Annotated in this window: 17 protein-coding genes; 3 read left to right on the top strand and 14 right to left on the bottom strand. The window is 57.6% G+C overall.

What is annotated here, in order from left to right; genetic code table 11:
- Window positions 1-104: 104 nt before the first annotated feature.
- From LOC70_RS11750 to LOC70_RS11690, 13 genes are all read right to left on the bottom strand, one after another.
- Entirely contained in the window at window positions 105-1,040 is a 936-nt protein-coding gene (locus tag LOC70_RS11750; RefSeq protein WP_230253769.1) for a lactate/malate dehydrogenase family protein, read from the bottom strand.
- Between the two features lie 178 nt (window positions 1,041-1,218).
- The gene (locus LOC70_RS11745) at window positions 1,219-2,085 is read right to left on the bottom strand and encodes a class II aldolase/adducin family protein (protein WP_230253768.1); all 867 of its coding nucleotides are present in this window, start codon (window positions 2,083-2,085) and stop codon (window positions 1,219-1,221) included.
- A gap of 75 nt (window positions 2,086-2,160) precedes the next feature.
- Entirely contained in the window at window positions 2,161-2,463 is a 303-nt protein-coding gene (locus LOC70_RS11740; RefSeq protein ID WP_230253767.1) for a EutN/CcmL family microcompartment protein, read from the bottom strand.
- Window positions 2,460-3,107, bottom strand: coding sequence for a hypothetical protein (locus LOC70_RS11735; RefSeq protein ID WP_230253766.1), 648 nt, complete (start codon window positions 3,105-3,107; stop codon window positions 2,460-2,462). The genes LOC70_RS11740 and LOC70_RS11735 overlap by 4 nt, the downstream gene beginning before the upstream one ends.
- 48 nt (window positions 3,108-3,155) lie before the next feature.
- Window positions 3,156-3,464, bottom strand: coding sequence for a EutN/CcmL family microcompartment protein (locus LOC70_RS11730; protein ID WP_230253765.1), 309 nt, complete (start codon window positions 3,462-3,464; stop codon window positions 3,156-3,158).
- Between the two features lies 1 nt (window position 3,465).
- A complete protein-coding gene (locus tag LOC70_RS11725; RefSeq protein WP_230253764.1) occupies window positions 3,466-4,893 on the bottom strand; it encodes an aldehyde dehydrogenase family protein in 1,428 nt (475 codons plus the stop codon).
- Between the two features lie 160 nt (window positions 4,894-5,053).
- On the bottom strand, window positions 5,054-5,362 hold the full coding sequence (locus LOC70_RS11720; RefSeq protein WP_230253763.1) for a EutN/CcmL family microcompartment protein: 309 nt from the start codon (window positions 5,360-5,362) through the stop codon (window positions 5,054-5,056).
- A gap of 131 nt (window positions 5,363-5,493) precedes the next feature.
- Complete coding sequence (locus LOC70_RS11715; protein ID WP_230253762.1) at window positions 5,494-6,732, bottom strand: acetate/propionate family kinase; 1,239 nt, start codon at window positions 6,730-6,732, stop codon at window positions 5,494-5,496.
- A gap of 114 nt (window positions 6,733-6,846) precedes the next feature.
- The gene (locus LOC70_RS11710) at window positions 6,847-7,116 is read right to left on the bottom strand and encodes a BMC domain-containing protein (protein WP_230253761.1); all 270 of its coding nucleotides are present in this window, start codon (window positions 7,114-7,116) and stop codon (window positions 6,847-6,849) included.
- 62 nt (window positions 7,117-7,178) lie between these two features.
- Complete coding sequence (locus LOC70_RS11705) at window positions 7,179-7,475, bottom strand: BMC domain-containing protein (RefSeq protein ID WP_230253760.1); 297 nt, start codon at window positions 7,473-7,475, stop codon at window positions 7,179-7,181.
- Window positions 7,476-7,703: 228 nt separating this feature from the next.
- Entirely contained in the window at window positions 7,704-8,435 is a 732-nt protein-coding gene (gene pduL, locus LOC70_RS11700) for a phosphate propanoyltransferase (RefSeq protein ID WP_230253759.1), read from the bottom strand.
- Window positions 8,432-9,274 (bottom strand): DeoR/GlpR family DNA-binding transcription regulator, encoded by an 843-nt coding sequence (locus LOC70_RS11695; protein WP_230253800.1) that lies wholly within the window; start codon window positions 9,272-9,274, stop codon window positions 8,432-8,434. Before LOC70_RS11695 ends, pduL begins: the two co-directional genes overlap by 4 nt.
- Window positions 9,275-9,449: 175 nt before the next feature.
- The gene (locus tag LOC70_RS11690) at window positions 9,450-10,019 is read right to left on the bottom strand and encodes a hypothetical protein (RefSeq protein ID WP_230253758.1); all 570 of its coding nucleotides are present in this window, start codon (window positions 10,017-10,019) and stop codon (window positions 9,450-9,452) included.
- Between the two features lie 84 nt (window positions 10,020-10,103).
- Here LOC70_RS11690 and LOC70_RS11685 point away from each other — a divergent pair, with 84 nt between their 5' ends.
- Window positions 10,104-11,150: a DMT family transporter gene (locus LOC70_RS11685; protein WP_230253757.1), complete on the top strand. Its 1,047-nt coding sequence runs from the start codon at window positions 10,104-10,106 to the stop codon at window positions 11,148-11,150.
- A gap of 156 nt (window positions 11,151-11,306) precedes the next feature.
- A complete protein-coding gene (locus tag LOC70_RS11680; protein ID WP_230253756.1) occupies window positions 11,307-14,105 on the top strand; it encodes a GTPase-activating protein in 2,799 nt (932 codons plus the stop codon).
- A gap of 104 nt (window positions 14,106-14,209) precedes the next feature.
- Here LOC70_RS11680 and LOC70_RS11675 read toward each other — a convergent pair whose 3' ends face one another.
- Window positions 14,210-16,108, bottom strand: coding sequence for a sulfatase family protein (locus LOC70_RS11675; RefSeq protein WP_230253755.1), 1,899 nt, complete (start codon window positions 16,106-16,108; stop codon window positions 14,210-14,212).
- A gap of 417 nt (window positions 16,109-16,525) precedes the next feature.
- Between LOC70_RS11675 and LOC70_RS11670 the strand changes: the two genes are divergently transcribed.
- Window positions 16,526-17,302: a TatD family hydrolase gene (locus LOC70_RS11670; protein WP_230253754.1), complete on the top strand. Its 777-nt coding sequence runs from the start codon at window positions 16,526-16,528 to the stop codon at window positions 17,300-17,302.
- Window positions 17,303-17,424 lie beyond the last annotated feature (122 nt).

Here is a 17,424-nt window from a genome sequence, read left to right as displayed (position 1 = left end):
GTTGAGCGAGTCGCGGCGTGCGAACCACGATGCCGCGTTGGCGACGCGGTTCGGCGTGTCGAGTGCATCGGCGGAACGATTGGGGGCAATCGTTCTACTTTGGGTCAGGAGATTCTTGGCAACACCGTATCCAAAGTCTTTCGCAGTGCAGCACCGCTGGCTCGGAGGCCTTGGACCTCTTTGGGCCACAGATCGATTTCGAGTTGATCGATCACGCCAGTTCGTCCAACCACGGTGGGGACGCTTAACGCCACGTCATGAATGCCATAGCATCCGGATTGAACCGAGCTGACCGGCAACAGGCACTGGCGATCCAGAATCACCGCGTCGATCACGTCACGAATGGCGATGCCGACGGCAAAGCCCGCTCCGCCCTTGCGTTTGATCACTTCGGCGCCGCTGCCTCGCGTCCGCGTGAACAGTTGATTGGCGAGCGAAGGGTTCCAGCCGGGGAATTTTTCAAGTGGCAAGCTACCAATCGCGGCACTGCTCCAAATCGGAACCATCGTGTCGCCATGCTCACCCAAAATCAACGCTTTGGTTTGCGTTGGCGGTGCCTTCAGCTGCTCAGCGATCAACGAACAGAACCGAATCGTGTCCAGTTGCGTTCCCAGTCCGATGACTTGTTTGGTGGGCAAACCCAGCATGCCGGCGGCGACGTAAGTCAGGATGTCGACGGGGTTGCTGACGACCAGAACGATGGCCGAAGACTTGGGTCCCGCGGCTTTCACGTCCCGAACGATTTGGACGAACAAGTCCGTGTTGCGGTTGATCAAGTCCAAACGCGACTCATCCGGTTTGCGGCGCAGGCCTGCCGTGATGCAGATGATGTCGCTGTCAGGAATGTGTTCGTAGCCACCACCGACGATCGTTTGGTCAGCGGTGCTGGGCGATCCGTGTTGCAAATCCAACGCGTGACCCACCGCCGTTTCAACGTTGACGTCCAACAACGCGATTTCGCGAGCCAAACCGCCGCACTGCAATGCGTAAGCGGCACAGGATCCGACGAGTCCGCCGGCACCGATGATGGAAACTTTCATGAGATCAATTGAGTTGGATGTGAGTGATGGTTGGGGTTGTTAGCGGAGCGGCGCAAGCCGCCCGGTGGGGGACCGGAGGGCTTGCGCCCTGACGCTAGGATTCCGAATTCTGGCGAATCCGGCTACGGTTTGCTGTTTCCAGAGTTCTGGCGAACCCGCGGATTGCGAGGAGCAAACGCTAGCTGGAAGCTTTCATTTGACGCATGACTTCGTCGGTGATCAGCTTGACCAACTGTTCTTCGTTGACACCGGCGGGGGCTGCCGATGCGGTCGAGCTGGAAGTCTTGATTGGCGGTGGTGCGGCGAAGGCACGACGCTCGACGCCGGACTCTTTCCACGAATCGCGGAAGATGTCGTTGGCACAGATGTCGCAATCTTCGTACTCGGCTGTATTGCGAGGATCCTTGTAGCCCCACTGTTGTTTCAGATCCAACAACTCACGCGATTTGGCTTCGTTCAAGAACGAAACGTTGCCGAGTTGTTTGGCCAGCATCAACATGCGGCAGTAGGAGTCGAGGATCTCGGTCCACCAGTAAGCTTGTTCAACGGTCTCGCCGTAGGAGACCGTGCCGTGGTTCGCCAGGATCATCACGTTGGTCTTGTCGACGAACGGGATGATCGTGTCGGCGAACGATTGTCCGCCGGGAGTTTCGTATTTCGTGATCGGCACATCGCCCAAGAACACTTCGACTTCGGGAAGGATGCACTGTGGAATGGGTTCACGTGCGATCGCGAAAGCGGTGGCGTGTGGCGGGTGGCAGTGAACGACCGACTTGATGTCGTCACGCTGCTTGTAAATTTCCAAGTGCAGCAAAGCTTCGCTGCTTCGTTTCTTGCGACCGGCGATTTGCTTGCCAGTCATATCGATCATGGAAATGTCGTCTGGCGTCAAGAAGCCTTTGCAGTGCAGGGTTGGTGTGCAAAGCACTTCGTTCTCGCTGACTCGGACGGTGATGTTGCCGTCGTTGGCCGCCGCGAATTGACGGTTGTAGATTCGGCGACCGATGTCGCACATGTCTTGTTTGATCTTGTGGATGTTTTGCATGACAGGTGGTCCGAGTCAGAAAAGGTGAAGGGAGGAATGGTTTGGGAATCGGATCGACGTGATCCAGTTGTTCGGTTAGGTGGAGGCGACTTCGCTGTGATCCAAAATTGCGACGATGGAAGCGTCGGTCGGTTTGACATCGGGGCGAAACGGTGCGGCCGATTCGGGGCCTTCCGCCAGAGCGACCCAGTCACCCGGGCCGCTGCCAACGAGATCCCACGCGACAATCGTCTCGCCGCCGATCGGTTTGGCTTTGGGATCGTTGACTTGGATCTGATCCGCGTTTTCAACGACTTCGACGCAGCGAAGTTTGTAGCCTTGCATGGATGGATGCATGCGAGACAGCGTGACGGTTCCGATCACTCGAGCGATCTTCATCGTGTGGCCTCCACGGTCTGTGAACGCTTGGGCAAACGAGCGATCGACCCCGCCGCGTTGACCAGTTCGATCAGGTTCAATCGTTCCATGTCCAAGACGAAGGTGTCTGCCGAGACCTCGGAAGCAAACCGCTGAATGTCCGAAAGTCGCGTGATCAGGACGGTTTGGGCACCCGATTGAATCTGAGCGAGCAGTGTTTTGGCGGGATGCTTGGTCGCGATGACCGTGCGTTGTGCTCGTGGGCAATGATCGACGCCACGCGAATTCAATTGACGAACCCAGGCGTCGCGAATGTCGCGTGACGTGAGGTCGGTTTGGAGGTGAACGAAACGTTTGCCTGTGCTGGTGGCTCCGGTTTCGATCGATGTGGAGATCGTCGAGCTCGCGAGCGTGATGCCGCGTGATTTCAGTTCGTCTTTCGCTGCCGGAGTGATGATTCCACCCGCGACTTCGATCGAACGAACACCGGCGGGCAAATGCTCGATGGTTTCGACGCTGATGACTCGGTCGGTGATGACGTGAGCGTCGCTGGTGGATTTCGTTTCGGTGTGCGATTGTTCCTGCAACCGGCGCATGACCTTTTCAACGATCGACGCGATGTCGACGTTGGCGAGGGCGGCGTGATGGGTTGCGTGGGAGGCCATGGGGTGCTTTTGACGAGGTGAGTTGAAATCTGGTAGTCGAGAGAAAAGTTACTTTTTGCGAGTTGCTTTGCGTTTTGGCTTTGGTTTGGTTTGCTTGACGGGTTCGTCGATCAGCCCCATGACGCTCCAACGTGCGGGGCATTTTTCGGAGCTGGTCATGTCTCGAATCAGTCCGGCTTCGCTGGTCAACATCACGCGGTCGCCGATGCGACACCCGAGTTCGTCCAACACGAGCAAAGGTGCCCCATCGGGTTTCTCATCCACGCCGGTCGGTTGGGCGATGATCAGGCGTTGCCCTTGGAGTGATTCGTGTTTGACGGTCGCGCGGGTGTGACCGATGACGCATGCCGGTTGCATCTCAGACCACTCGCAGTTCGTCGATCATGCTGCAACGTCGTTCGCGGGTGAACGTGTCGGGAGTGGTGACGCCTTCGCCGGTCGGTCCCGCGATGGAGAACGACAGGTAGCCTTCGCCGCCCAAACCCAAAGCCGCCATACAGGGACCGTTCTTCACGTACAGCGTTGTGTCCAACTCTTTGCCCATCTTGGTCATGTTGTGGACGTTGCGCGAGTGAATGATCGCGGTGTGGCGAAAGCCGTGTTCGTATTCCTTGGCCATCGCGATGGCGTGGTCGACGTCGCGGGCTCGCACAAAGGGAACGAACGGCATCATTTGTTCAACGCTGACAAACGGGTGATGTTCGTCGGTTTCGCCGAAGACCAGTTCGCATTCCTCGGGAACTTTGACGCCGGCCGCCGCGGCCAATACCGAGGCGTCTTTTCCGATGTAGTCTTTCGCAGCGACGTCATGGTTGTCGTCACCGGCTTGAGCGATTGCGACGGAAGTCAGCTTCGCGATTTGCGATTGGTTCAGCTCAACCGCACCCGCGCGTCGCATGGCAGCCATCATTTTGTCGAAGACCGAATCGACGACGAAGACTTCCTTTTCGGCGATGCACAACAAGTTGTTGTCGTACGAGGCACCTTGGATGATGCAGCGAGCCGCGTTGTCCAGGTCGGCGGTTTCGTCCACGACGACGGGCGGGTTGCCGGGACCGGCCACAATGGCTCGCTTGCCACTGTTCAAAGCGGCACGACCAACGGCGGGGCCGCCGGTAACACAGATCAGCGCGACGTCGCGATGGCCGAACAGTTCCGATGCACTTTCCAGCGTCGGTTCGGCGATCACACAAATTAGATTGTCGATGCCGACTTCGCGAGCGATGGCTTCGTTGAAACGGCGAACTCCTTCGGCAGCAACGAGACGGCCTGATGGGTGAGGGTTCACAACAACCGCGTTGCCGCCCGCGATCATGCTGACCGCATTGCCGGTGATGGTTGGCAAACTGTGAGTGACGGGCGTGATGGCCGCGATGACACCGAAGGGGGCTCGTTCGATGATGGCCAAACCATGGTCGCCAGAGAAGGCTTTGGTTTGCAGGAACTCGGTACCGGGCGATAGTTCGCCGAGCGTCCGCAGTTTCTCGATCTTGTGTTCCGGACGGCCGATGCCGGTTTCTCGCATCTCCATCAACCCGAGTTCTTCGCAGTTCTCGATGCTGATTTTGCGAATGATGTCGATGATGCGTTTGCGGTCCTCCATCGGACGTTCGCGAAGTTGTTCAAACGCGCGACGCGCCGCGGCAACCGCGTCGGATGCATTGCCGAAGATCCCGTGCGATCCGTGGTGTGCCTTCTCGGCTTGTGCGGCACCGGGAGGCATGGGGCCTACTTCGGCGAGCACTTGAGCGACAACGCTGCGGATGGTGTTTTCGTCGAGTTGCATGATTGAAATGGGTGGTGAGATGAGAGGTGGTCGGCGGTTGAGTCGGCGTGCCGGAGGAATCGCGGCACTTGCAGGTAGGTTGAGGGACTGTGTTCGGGTCGGAGGACCACGCACCGGAGGGCTTGCGCCCTGCCGCTAGGATTGGGGTGGATGGGTGTTGTTAAGGTTTGACTTTGACTTCTTTGGCGTCGACGTGAACGGAATCGACGAGGCCGATGACGACGGCGTCGATGGGCAACGTTTTGGTTTCAGGCGTCAGCCGGGCGCTGCTGCCTTGGCACACCAACACCAGTTCGCCTTCGCCAGCACCCAACGTGTCGACCGCGATGAACGTGCGACCTGTTGAGGAAAGCTTTGCACGCGTTTTCTCATCAAGCCGGTATGGCTCGACAATCAGCAATTTATGACCGGTCATGGATGCCACCTTTTGGGTGCATACGACCGATCCAGTCACGCGGGCTAGGAACATGGAGTTGTTTGTGGGCGAGGTGTGGTGTGTGGAATTGCCAGGTTGAATTTGGCGGCCGTCAGGCGGGGCCTGACCTACGGGTGTTGTCAGGTGGGACCTGACCTACTGGTGGTTGTCAGGTGGGACCTGACCTACGGGGTTTGGGCGAGGGCTTGGAGACTTCGCTTGGCTACGATCCATTCTTCGTTGGTGGGCACGATCAGGATTTGTGTCTTGCTCGCGTCCGTGTGCAGGCTTCCTTCCCCGCGTTTGTCGTCGTTCTTGGCGGTGTCGATTTCGATTCCGAAGCCTTCCAAGCCGGCACAAACGCCCGCTCGAATGACATCGCTGTTTTCGCCAATCCCTCCGGTGAAGACGATGGCGTCCAAGCGACCCAAAGCGACCATCATGCCGCCGAGGTGACGTCTTATCTCTTCGATGTAGACACCCAAAGCGAGCTTCGCATCGGCGTTGCCGTCGGCTGCTGCGCCTTCGATGTCTCGTAAATCCGCCATGCCGCCGGAGAGGCCTTTCAGTCCGCCTTGGCTGGCGAGCGTTTGCAACACTTCGTCGAGCGATTGACCGGTGCGCTGCATGATCAACGGAATCGCGAAAGCGTCGAAATCGCCCACGCGGTTGTTCTGCGGGACGCCGGTTTGAGGTGTCATGCCCATGGTGGTCATGACGCTCTTGCCAGAATCAATCGCGGTCAGTGAACTGCTGCCACCGAGGTGACAGGAGATGATTTTCGCATCGTCACGTCCCAGAATTTCCGCGGTGCGTTCGGCGATGTAGCGGTGGCTGGAACCATGGAAGCCCCATTTTTGAATCCGCATTTCACGCGTCCAATCCGCGGGGATCGCATAGGTGCGACGCTCCGGCGAGATCGAGTCGTGGAATTCGGTTTCAAACGCGGCAACCAAAGGAAGCTCCGGAAAACGTTGGCGTAACAATTTCATCGCGGCGATGTACGGCGGGTTGTGCGCCGGGGCGGCGGCACTCATTTCGTCCATCGCATCCAGCACGTCGTCATCGACGACAAACGTGCCGCTTTTGCGTCCTCCGTGAACGGCTTTGAAACCGATCGCGGAAACTTCATTGGCCTCTTTCAAACATCCGTTTTCGGGATGTGTCAGTTGATCCAAGCAGGCTTGGACCGCGACGCCGTGATCAGGCACGGGCATCTTCGTTTCTTCTTGAAACGTTTCCCCTTGATGCGAACGTGTGATCGTCACCTCGCATTGGCTCATCGGTTCACCGATTCGGTCGACGGCTCCACGGGCGAGCACACGAGAATCGGCGGAAGCGTTCGAGACTTCGTAGTCGCCGGACATGTCCAGCAGTTTGTACTTGAAGCTGGTCGAACCCAAATTGGCTACGAGGATCAACATCGAATCACGGTCCTTGTGAAAGAGGTTTCACGTTGGGAGATCGCTCCAGTGCAACCAAGTGTTGATCAGACGAATCGGATCAACGCACGCTGCCGCAAGCGATCAGCCCGACGATCAATTGAAGTAAGCGGCCATCAAGCCTTCGGCGGGACGAGCGATCACGTGGCTGCTGACCAGTTCGCCAACCTGAGCGGCTGCGGCGGCACCGGCTTCGACAGCGGCGCGAACGCTACCGACGTCACCGCTGACGACGGTGGTGACCAATCCGCCGCCCAAGTCGACTCGTTTGAGGACTTCGACGTTGGCGGCTTTGGCCATCGCGTCGGTGGCTTCGACCAAAGGCAACAAGCCCTTCGTTTCAATCAAACCAATGGCATCGTTCATTTCAGTTTCTCTATCAGTGGTTGTGTGTTTGGGGGGACAATAATCGTGTCAAACCGAGGTGCTTACTTCTTGGACGAGCTTGGCAGCTTCAGCATTTTTTCCAGGTCGCCGTGAGGGCGAGGAATGACTTGAACGCTGACGACTTCGCCCACGCGTCCAGCCGCTGCTGCACCCGCGTCGGTGGCGGCTTTGACAGCAGCCACGTCACCGGTGACGAACACGGTTGCCAAGCCGGCACCGATTTTGTCCCAACCGAGGAACTGAACGTTGGCGGCTTTCATCATTGCGTCGGTTGCCTCAACTGCCGAAACGAAACCTTTGGTTTCGATCATGCCGAGGGCTTCACTGATCTTGGCCATCTTTTGAGATACCTAAAAAGGAAAGGGGAAACGTGAATGGGTAAGTGATTTGGTGGGAGGTGTCCGGTGGAACCGGACCTACGTGAGTTTGATCGGGAAATGTCGTATGTTGCATTCGGTCATACCGAACCCTGTAGGGCCGGTTCCACCGGCCAATTCTGAACTGCGTAGGGTCGGTTCCACCGGCCGAGGCTTTGTCTCTTCAAATCTCGAAACCAAAACCATCCGTCAGTGTTGGCACGCACAGCCGGACTTCTTCAGTTCGACTTCGGTTGCCGCGTCCAGGTTGCAGGCGTTGCCTTCGTCGGTGTCGATGTGGACTTCCAACTTGGCGGCTTCGTCGGCACGAACCAGAACGTCTTCGAACGAAACGCTGCAGTCTGGGCTGCGAACCGAAAGCTGCATCATGTCGCCGTCTTGGACACCGTAGTAATCCGCGTCGGCGAAGTTCATGTGCACATGACGAGCGGCGCGGATGACACCTTGTTCGAGTTGAACGCTGCCGGCCGGGCCGACCAAAACGCAACCGGGCGTGCCGTCGATTTTGCCGCTGTGACGAACGGGCGCGTCGATGCCCAATGAGATCGAATCGGTGAGAGCGAGTTCGACTTGGCTAGCACCACGCGTGGGACCAAGCACTCGGACGCTCGGCAGCATACGTTTGCGAGGACCGACGACCATCACGGTTTGCTTGGCCGCGTAAAATCCGTCTTGGTAGAGGTCTTTGTCGGGTTCTAGAACGCTGCCGCGACCAAAAAGAATCTCGACGTGTTCATCGGTTAGGTGACAATGGCGTGCGGAAATGCTGACGCGCAAATTCGGTTTGCCATCGACCCAACCAAGAGGCTGTTGAGCCGAAGCGACGGACGACGCAATCGACGATGGTGAAACGCCACCGGATTGTCGAATCGCGTTGCGGACGAGAGCTTCGATTTGAGAACGATCGACGGCCAAGCTCATGTGAGATTCGCGTTGTTCAAGGAGTGAGTGGGGGAGGAGTTCGGGGTGGGGGCGGCTTTGGGTGTGCCGGGTGGTGACGAAGTCGAAGCCAAGCGTAGTTGCACACCGGACGATTCCAGCCACGCTTTTGCGTCGGAATCGAGCCCGTCATCGGTGACCACCGTGTCTATTTCATCTAACTCGCAAATTCGGCTCAGGCTGGTTTTTCCGAACTTGCTGTGGTCGGCCAAAACGATGCTGCGTTCGGCGGAAGCCAACATGGCTTTCTCGCTTTCCACCAGCATCATGTCGCTGTTGAAGAAGCCTCGCGGAGAAACGCCCGCCACGGAAAGAAACGACGTGGTGACGTTGATCGTTGCGAGCTGCGAATCGGCGAGCGGCCCGATCGTTACGGAAGTGCGTCCGCGAACGCAGCCTCCGATCATGACCAGGTCGATGGAATCGCTGGTGGACAACAAGTGAGCGACTGGCAAGGAATTCGTGACCACCTGCAGCGGACGGTGCACGATCAATCGTGCCAATTCGTAGACGGTGCTACCACCATCCAGCAGAATCGTGTCGTGGTCGGAGACCAGTTCCGCGGCGGCCCGTCCGATGGCCTGTTTCGCGGCCCAGAAATCGTCGTTTCGCGATTGGAAGACACCGATCGTGTCGGATTCGCCGGTCCAGTAGACGCCGCCGTGGGTTCGGCGGGCCAATCCGGCCTCTTCTAGCATCTCCAGGTCGCGACGAATCGTCGATTCGCTGACGGACAATTGTTCAGCCAATTCGCCCAAAGCCGCGAATCCGCGGTCTTTGACCAAATCACGCAATCGATCACGACGTTCGTCGGTGGTCACTGGGCTGCTGAACAAGGTGTGGGGATTGATGCCAACGCGAATTCGAGATTGCCGGGTGAAAGAAATCTGTCACTGTGGCGGCTATCTGTCACGGGGTGGCATTATTCTTTCAAGCCTACACCATTTCAAGCGTCCAAGTGTGTGGATTTGGAAAAGATGGGAAGAATGGTTCGCTCTAAGCGTTGGGCTGGGCGGCGATCGCGGGATTGTTGCTGATAGATTTCAGCCAAGTTTGTGTGCGCTTAAGCAACGTTTCGGAGTCGCATCCGACGGATTGCCAGTCGTAAACCGAGTCTTTGCGAGACGAGTCGCCGTTCGAACGAGCGAGCCGTTCCGCGGCTGCGGATTCGAGGGAGCTGAGAAATGAATCCCGCGTGGTCGCCCATTCCTCCGCGATTCGTTCGGCTCCGGCGGGCGAGAGCGGCTGCCATTGCATCCGGACTCGTTCGGTGGATTGGGCCCTGTCGGTGGATTGGCACTGCTGAGACGCGGTTGGGCGAACCATTCGGCAGAGCGATTTGTCTTGCGCTGCGAATTTTTCGCCGTCCAGGTAGACTCTCCGCAGTTCGTTCTTTGCGTTGAACTGAAAAACACGGTCTGGTCCGTCGTAAATCGCGGGTCCACCGTCCTTTCGCCAACCAATCAGCCATTCTCGGTCGGTCGGAAGGTGACGCAAACGAGCACGCTCCGGCAAATTGACGCCTTCGGCCAGCAGATCTTCGCGGTCGTGTGTTTGGCGAGCCATGCGGTTGCCTTCGATGGAGGGTTGCGGGAAACGCGGAAAGAAGTTGACGTTTTGTTATCGATTGACCCACGAGAAAAGCAACACATGAGCAGCGATTCCGTCGAGAGCCGAATCGCTGCGGTGCAGACTTCCGCGACCGCCGTACCACCGTCGCGATGGTTGCGAATGGGCCACGCGATGATTTCGCCGGGGATCGGTTTAGGCATCCTGGCTGGGATCGCGTCCGCCGTGTTCTACACCATGGCGAACATCTCGCTTCGCAATGCGGTTTCCGTGGACCCGTTCATCGTTTCGATGTTCAAAGCCAGTCCCACGGTGGTGATTTTGACGCCGTATTTGGCGTTGGTGAAAGCGTCGGGACGCCCGATTGCGACCAGTCACCAGTGGATTCCAGCGTTCATCGTGGTCAGCTTGATCGGCCAAGTGATCGGGAACGGAGCCTTTCAAATCGCGTTGGGCAGCATCGGTTTGGCGGCCTCGGTGCCGATCGCGTTGGGATCGTTGTTGATCGGCAGTGCCTTCCTGGGCCGAGTGTTGCTGCACGAGAAAGTCCGGCCACAAATGTTGGTCTCAATCGGGATGCTGATGGTGGCTGTGGTCGTGTTGGCTCAATCGCGGCGCGAGGTGGCTGGGCAAGTCACGGAACGATCGGTCGCCGAGGGCGATTGGCTGCACTCACCGTTGGTCGGAGCAATCTGTGCAATGGCGTCTGGTATGGCTTACGCGGTCTTCAGCACATCGATGCGTTTCACGATGAAACGCGGGATGTTGGCATCCATGGCGATGTGGATCAGCGGCGTTTCGGGGACGATTGCTTTGGGGGCCATCGTCGCGGTTCGGACGGGATGGGGGCCGTTGACCGACGTTTCGCCGCAGATGTGGCAATCGATGATCTTTGCTGGCGTGTTCAATTTCACGGCGTTCGTCGCGATTTCGACGGCGTTGAAGGTTTTGCCCGTCGTGGCGGTTCACTTGATCAATGCGTCGCAAGTGGCGATGGCCAGCCTGGCCGGAGTGATCCTATTCGCAGAGCCGGTCACGCGACTGTTGGTGATTGGAATTTCGCTGACGATGGGCGGTTTGCTGATTTTGGCGAGCAGGAAGAAGCCCAAGTCGATCGACGAAGCCTGACGAGCTTTCCGCGAAAACTTCCGGTCAACATTTCATTCCGGATAACCGATACACACGTTAAGTCCCTTCGCGCCCGCACAGACCGGATGACCGGTCCGACAAGCTCGGGGGACACGAAACCAACGTGATGTCACCGACTGCGGAAGAAAATTGACTGTGTCAGAAAAACGCCAACGCTTGGCCGCATTGTTGATCGCCACCAGCCTTTCAACATCTGCCTGCCTTTCTTCACGAGCGGTGCTCGCGGATGGACCTGCGTTCGCCTCGCCGACCTTGTCCGCGCCCGCGTTTGAAACACCCAGCGAAGACGGCAACGCAAACGATGCGATCGAACCTCGCGTGGCCGGGCCAGCCATCGTGATTCGCGAAAACGCTGATTCGACGCGGTCGCACCTGCAGTTCCGGTCACCGGTTCAGCCCGCTCACCCGGGTGCGGGGCCGATGGGTTCCGCGATACAGTTGTTGCCGCCGCAACAGGCCGCTCCCGCCTTGGAAGCTCCTGTGTTCTTGGGGAACGCGGAAGCCAAGAGCACCGAGGAAATTGTCAAAACACCCAACTTCGTGACTCGTGAGAACGCGAGACTGAACGGCGTTCGTAAATCCTGGGCCCCGGAAGGTCCGCTGTTCACCAGCGCCGAACCATCGATGGTTCTTCGTGGACCGGAGGCGAAACCGCCGGCGGATGACGTCGAAGCTCCACGTCACATCGCAGAACGCGATTCAGATTCCATCGACAACATGGAATTGCCGCCGGAATTTCAACAGGTACCGATGCGTTCGGTATCGGATCGCGTTGGCAGCGGTTTGTCAGTGAGACCATCGACTCCTGCCGTTGGAACCGGAACGCCCTCGACGGGCCCATGGATTGCACGTCAGCAGGTGGATCGAGTCTCGCCGCTTCGCGATCCCGAACCGTCGACCACGATGGAACCGATCGGTAGCGGAGCGTTGCCTCGTCGGTCTTTTCAAGGTCAGCCTTCGACGACCGAAGTGACACCCTCGTTGACGGCTCCTCGTTCGACGCCGACGGCTCAAGACGGTTTTGCTCCGAGAGCGAATTCGCCAACGCCCATGTCTGATTTCAGCGATCTACCCGCGTTGCCGGATGGACCGATGGAAAGTCTACGAGCTCCAGCGATGAATGAGGAGTTCCAAGACTTGCCTCAGAAGGTGGATGATCTTTCCAGCAAGCTGGACGCATTGACCGAAAAATTGAATGCGTTGACGGCGCAGAAGCCGGCTGCACCAACGCAGCCCGCACCCAGCGTGACCAATCGCCCAAAGAAGACGACTCCTTCCGCCGAGCTGACGCCTTTGAAATCGGCGACGGATTCGCTTCCTGACATGAAGCCCCCAAGCGACGTCGAAGAGCTTCCGTCGTTGAAAGATGCCAAATCCGACAGCGGCAATGCGATCGGGAGCGGCGTTCAGGGCGGTTTGTCGTTGGAAGCACCGAAGACTCGACTGGAAACGAAGTCCGACGGCGGTGAGGCTGAGCAGCCAAAGGCGGTCGCAAAGAAAGCAAATTCAGATGCATTGCTGAACGAAAGCATCGCGGAGCAATTGCGTCGCGAGGAGAGCTTCGATCGGTCGCAGATGCAGCGCCGTGAAGCTGGCATGGAGTTGGAAGCCGCTTCGCCAAGTCGATCTGAATCGTCGGACAGCGTCACGCGATCAGAGAAGGTCGATCCCGACCAGGTTTCGCGAGTGCCACTGAAGTCGCTCGATCAAAACCGACTGACTCCGTTGAAAGACGCTCCATCGGGTTCGGTTCAGCTCAAAGACATTCGAGGTCGCGGACTGAACGACAACGACCTGCAAGAATTGTATGCTGGCGAAACGGAGTCCGAGAAAGAAGTCGACCCCGCGGAAGAGCAGCGTTTGCGTTTGGCTCAGTTAGATGCCACCGGGCGGCCAAAGACTCACGACGGGCAAGGTGCGGCACCGAACTTGAGCACCGGTGTGATGCGGATGAAGCAACCGATCACGCAGTGTTTGCAGTACTACTACGCTCGACGAGAAAAGGCCGATGGACGCAGCAATTGGGGCATGATGCACGCGGTGATGGTTTACGGACCGGACACGCGATTGATCGCACGTGGTCGTGACTACAGCACCATCGCTTGGATGGCCGGCAACAACGTTTGCCGTGGTCAGCGTTTGATGGAAGTGGACCGTGGCAAGATCAAGGCGAAGGAAGGCGTTGGACTTCAGGGTCACCAAGCTCAATGGTTGGCCGTGCTGGCGATGGCTGGCGTGCCAAGCGATTATCCGCTGTACGCCGACGGCCAGAAATTCAGCGTCGCGGATTTGGTGAAAGCGGAGGCCGCGGCCTGCAAGGAAGGCGAAGAACTAACGTTCAGCCTGATCGGTTTGTCACACTACTTGGACACCGAGACAACTTGGAAAGCAGCCGACGGTGAACGTTGGGACTTCGAGCGTTTGATCGCGGCGGAGTTGGACCAGCCCGTCGTCGGTTCTGCATGCGGGGGGACTCACCGCTTGATGGGGTTTGCTCATGCACTTCGTAAACGTCGGATGGAAGGCCGTCCGGTGGAAGGGCAATGGTTGCGCGCCGAGAAGTTCCTGGATGACTTCGTGGATTACACGCTGCGTTTGCAGAACCGCGATGGTTCGATGAGCACGGATTGGTTCGAATCCCGTCAAGACAACGGCGACTTGGATCGTAAAGTCCAAACCACCGGGCACATGGTCGAGTTCTTGTTGACTCATTTGCCCGATGAGAAATTGTTGGAACCGGAGGTGTTGCGTTCGGTCACGTTTTTATTGAACGCGATGCTGAAGGGCCGCAACAACGATTGGTCCATTGGTCCGAAAGGACACGCACTGCGATCGTTGGCGTTGTTCCACCAACGAGTCTATGGCGAACCAGCCGCGTTGACGAATCAACGCAACGTGGCTCGGCAAAGGCAAGCGACTCGTCGTTCGCGATGACGAGGTGCGGGCTTGCGGGAACGCCGATTGACGCGTTCCCGGCCGGCTTCGTGAGGTGGCAGGCTTCGTGAGTTAACGGGCGACGCTCGCTGATCCGTTGAGCTTCAAGGCCGGTCGAGGTGGTCCAGGTGTTGTTGGATCAAGCCTTTCGAATCTGGAACGAACGGCAACGAGAACAGTTTGCTGTTCATCGGATACGTTGCTTCGTTCATCTCGGTGACTTGGCGGACCATGTTGAAGATCTGCAACGCTTCCGTTGGCGATTGCGTTTGTTTCAACGCTCTTTGAAAGACGGGGCGGGGATCATCCAGGTCAAGAATCGCACTGAGTTGGGCGGCTCGCGCTGCAACCAGCGGTTCCACATCCAACATACGGCGGCGGACCAGTTTGGCAAACGTCGCGTCGGCGGCCATGTCACCTTTGGCGGCTGGATCTGCCGCGGCGATGGAGCTTGCGGCGGCAAGAGCCCAGTAACGCTGAAGCAGATCGCCGCTGTTGATGGTTGCCAACAATTCTTTGCTGGCTTCTTCCCACGGTTCGATCGCAATGTTGGCGGTGTTGATGTAGGTCGCGATTTCGTCTGACAATGCTTTTCCGTTCTCGACGGGGGCATCCAAGACATCCAACATGCGTGATTCGGTAAGGAAGCCCAGATCGTTGGTGGCTTTCAGATGAGTCGTCAATTCTTGACGCAGGCGGATCAGTTCATCGCCGTGTTGCGGGTCGTCAGCGAGGTTGTTCACCTCATGTGGATCGTCGGCCAAGTTGAACAACAATTCTGGCTGGCGAGGCTCGAAGAATTGCGACTGGACCTCGTTCAGCTTCCCGGTTTCGTAGCGATCTTTCCACTGTTGGTAGGCGAGCATTTCATAGCGATAGTCGGCCCACATCGCGTCAGGTTGAAACGATTCAAATGCGCGGATCAATTTCCAGTCGCCGATACGAACGGAGCGAACCAAGTCGTACTTTTCATCCATTCGGTCCGCGTAACCAAACGTCGTGTTGCGTGAATCCACTTCGGCCGCCGTCACGTTGGGGCCCAGGAACGCTTGTCCGTCGATTGGGCCGGCGGATTGCGGATCGAGTCCGGCCAGGTTCAGAACGGTTGGTGCAAAATCGATGAACGAGACGAAGCCTTGCGTTCGACTGCCGAGTTCGCGGTCGACCAAATCGCGATAATTGTCGGGGACACGAATCACCAATGGCACATGCAGACCAGATTCGTAGATGTAACCTTTGCCGCGAGGCAGCACACCGCCGTGGTCGCCAAAGTAGAAGACAAAGGTGTTCTCAAGTTGTCCGTCTTGCTCAAGTTGCGAGATCACGCCAGCGACTTTGTTGTCGATGATGCTCATCCGGTCGCGGTAGAACGCCGCCGTGTAACGAAACAGTTTGGTGTCTGGGAAGTAGGGCTGTAGCTCAACGGTGGCTTGGTCGAAGTCGGTCGGCTTCTCGAGCTTTTCCAAAGGGAAGTGCAAGCGGCCTTCATGCGAGTCGGCGAAGGTGACCACGTGAAAGAACGGAGTGTCCGGCGTCGGCCGATTGCGCCAACTTGCTTTGCGTGAAGAATCGTCCCAGGGCTGCAAACGAGGTTTCGCGTTGTAGTCTTCTTTTGCGTTGTTGGTCGTGTAGTACCCCGCGGCACGCAACCACGCCGGAAACATCTCGACGTTGATCGGCAGGGTGGCGGGTTGAGTTCGCCGGTGGAACTGCGTTCCGATGCGAGGTCCGTAGCAACCGGTGATCAAGGTTGTGCGGGCGGTGGAGCAAACGGGAGCGTTGCTGAACGCTCGGTCGAACGTCACGCCATGTTTGGCCATCGCCTCAATCGCGGGAGCTTCGACGCCCGAATCGTCGAAGTGCTTGAGATAGTGCTTGGAGTTGTCTTCCGACATGATCCAAACGATGTTCGGTCGCCGCGCCGCCGATTCCTCGTCTTCGCCCAATGGGTCCGATTGTGCTTGGGCTCCGGTGGCTAGAATCGAAAACGCGAGCCAAGTCACGCACCGGACAACCTCCAAGCGTTGGAAAGCAGGCGTCCAATGAAATCCATGTCGAGTGCTTGGGAAGCAGAGCAGATTGGCATCCATCTTGGGCGGGGACCTGTCGATGCGGATCGGGAACGGTGGGCAGGAGACGACTGACGCGATCATCGATTGCAAATTCGATTCAGTTCAATTGGCTAGTGGTCAGCGTGCCCCCAATGTATCAGCTGACAACGCGAATTCTGAGTTTGCATGTTCGCTTTCACGGCAGTTTGTTGGGAGTTGGGTGGCGTGATGGTTGGAAGCGATTTTGTTTTCGCAATCGTTGCAGTTTCTCTCGCACGTTGCTCGCGACGAATGGTTGGGTGCTGGCCAGAGACACCAAAGCGGACAAAATGGTGACGCACTCTTGTTCTCATTTGATCTGGCACGTTCATGCTTCCTTTGTTTGACACTCATGCTCACCTCAATTCGAAAGACTTCCAAGACAACGTGGCGGAGGTGGTGGCACGTTCGAGAGACGCGGGCGTGGTTGGCATCGGCGTCATCGGGATCGATTTGGCGACCAGTCGCCGAGCCGTCGAGCTAGCGTCGGAGTATCCCGACTATCTGCATGCCGTTATTGGGATCCAGCCGAACACGGTGGCGGAATCATCACCGGAGGACTTTGCTGAGATCGAAAAATTGGTGAATTCACCCGGTGTTCGAGGAATCGGCGAAACGGGACTGGATTGTTATTGGGATGACACGCCGATCGATCAGCAACAAACCGCGTTTGATCAGCACATTGATTTGGCGGTGCGAAGCAAGTTGCCGATGGTGATCCACATGCGTGAAAGTGGTGAATTGATCGTCGACCAGTTGGCTCGACAGGAACATCTGCCCGCGGCGGTGATGCATTCGTTCACGGGAGACTGGGAACTGGCTGAGCGGTGTTTAGAAATGGGGTTGATGATCAGCTTCGCGGGGATGGTCACTTTCAAGAAAAGCGATGATCTGCGGGAGGTAGCCAAACGCGTTCCCGAGGACCGGTTGCTGATCGAAACCGATTCGCCGTATTTGTCGCCTGAACCACTGAGGGGAAAACGACCCAACGAGCCGGCTCGTGTGGAGCATGTGCTGAAGTGTTTGGCCGACGTTCGCAACGTGCCGACGCGACAATTGGCAGAAGCGACCACCGCGAACGCGAGGCGATTTTTTCAGCTCGGATGAGCCGCCGGGCTCTGTGTCGGATAGAATTCGAAGTGATGGGAAGCTGCCATGGGCTGGCAAGAAAGCGGATTCGCGAGTCCTGAATCGATGGATTTCGATCGCTTTCAATGGTCGATTGCGGA

The sequence above is a fragment of the Rhodopirellula halodulae genome, from assembly GCF_020966775.1.
Taxonomy (GTDB): Bacteria; Planctomycetota; Planctomycetia; order Pirellulales; family Pirellulaceae; genus Rhodopirellula; species Rhodopirellula halodulae.
Note: the sequence above shows the minus strand (reverse complement) of the source record. Positions and strands in the feature narration are given on the sequence as shown.

Coding starts and splice junctions, on each gene's coding strand:
- LOC70_RS11750 (WP_230253769.1), bottom strand. CDS start 1,040: ATGAAAGTTTCCATCATCGGTGCCGGCGGACTCGTCGGATCCTGTGCC.
- LOC70_RS11690 (WP_230253758.1), bottom strand. CDS start 10,019: ATGGCTCGCCAAACACACGACCGCGAAGATCTGCTGGCCGAAGGCGTC.
- LOC70_RS11705 (WP_230253760.1), bottom strand. CDS start 7,475: ATGGCCAAGATCAGTGAAGCCCTCGGCATGATCGAAACCAAAGGTTTC.
- LOC70_RS11715 (WP_230253762.1), bottom strand. CDS start 6,732: ATGTTGATCCTCGTAGCCAATTTGGGTTCGACCAGCTTCAAGTACAAA.
- LOC70_RS11740 (WP_230253767.1), bottom strand. CDS start 2,463: ATGAAGATCGCTCGAGTGATCGGAACCGTCACGCTGTCTCGCATGCAT.
- LOC70_RS11720 (WP_230253763.1), bottom strand. CDS start 5,362: ATGTTCCTAGCCCGCGTGACTGGATCGGTCGTATGCACCCAAAAGGTG.
- pduL (WP_230253759.1), bottom strand. CDS start 8,435: ATGAGCTTGGCCGTCGATCGTTCTCAAATCGAAGCTCTCGTCCGCAAC.
- LOC70_RS11725 (WP_230253764.1), bottom strand. CDS start 4,893: ATGCAACTCGACGAAAACACCATCCGCAGCGTTGTCGCTCAAGTGCTC.
- LOC70_RS11730 (WP_230253765.1), bottom strand. CDS start 3,464: ATGCAACCGGCATGCGTCATCGGTCACACCCGCGCGACCGTCAAACAC.
- LOC70_RS11710 (WP_230253761.1), bottom strand. CDS start 7,116: ATGAACGATGCCATTGGTTTGATTGAAACGAAGGGCTTGTTGCCTTTG.
- LOC70_RS11670 (WP_230253754.1), top strand. CDS start 16,526: ATGCTTCCTTTGTTTGACACTCATGCTCACCTCAATTCGAAAGACTTC.
- LOC70_RS11735 (WP_230253766.1), bottom strand. CDS start 3,107: ATGGCCTCCCACGCAACCCATCACGCCGCCCTCGCCAACGTCGACATC.
- LOC70_RS11745 (WP_230253768.1), bottom strand. CDS start 2,085: ATGCAAAACATCCACAAGATCAAACAAGACATGTGCGACATCGGTCGC.
- LOC70_RS11685 (WP_230253757.1), top strand. CDS start 10,104: ATGAGCAGCGATTCCGTCGAGAGCCGAATCGCTGCGGTGCAGACTTCC.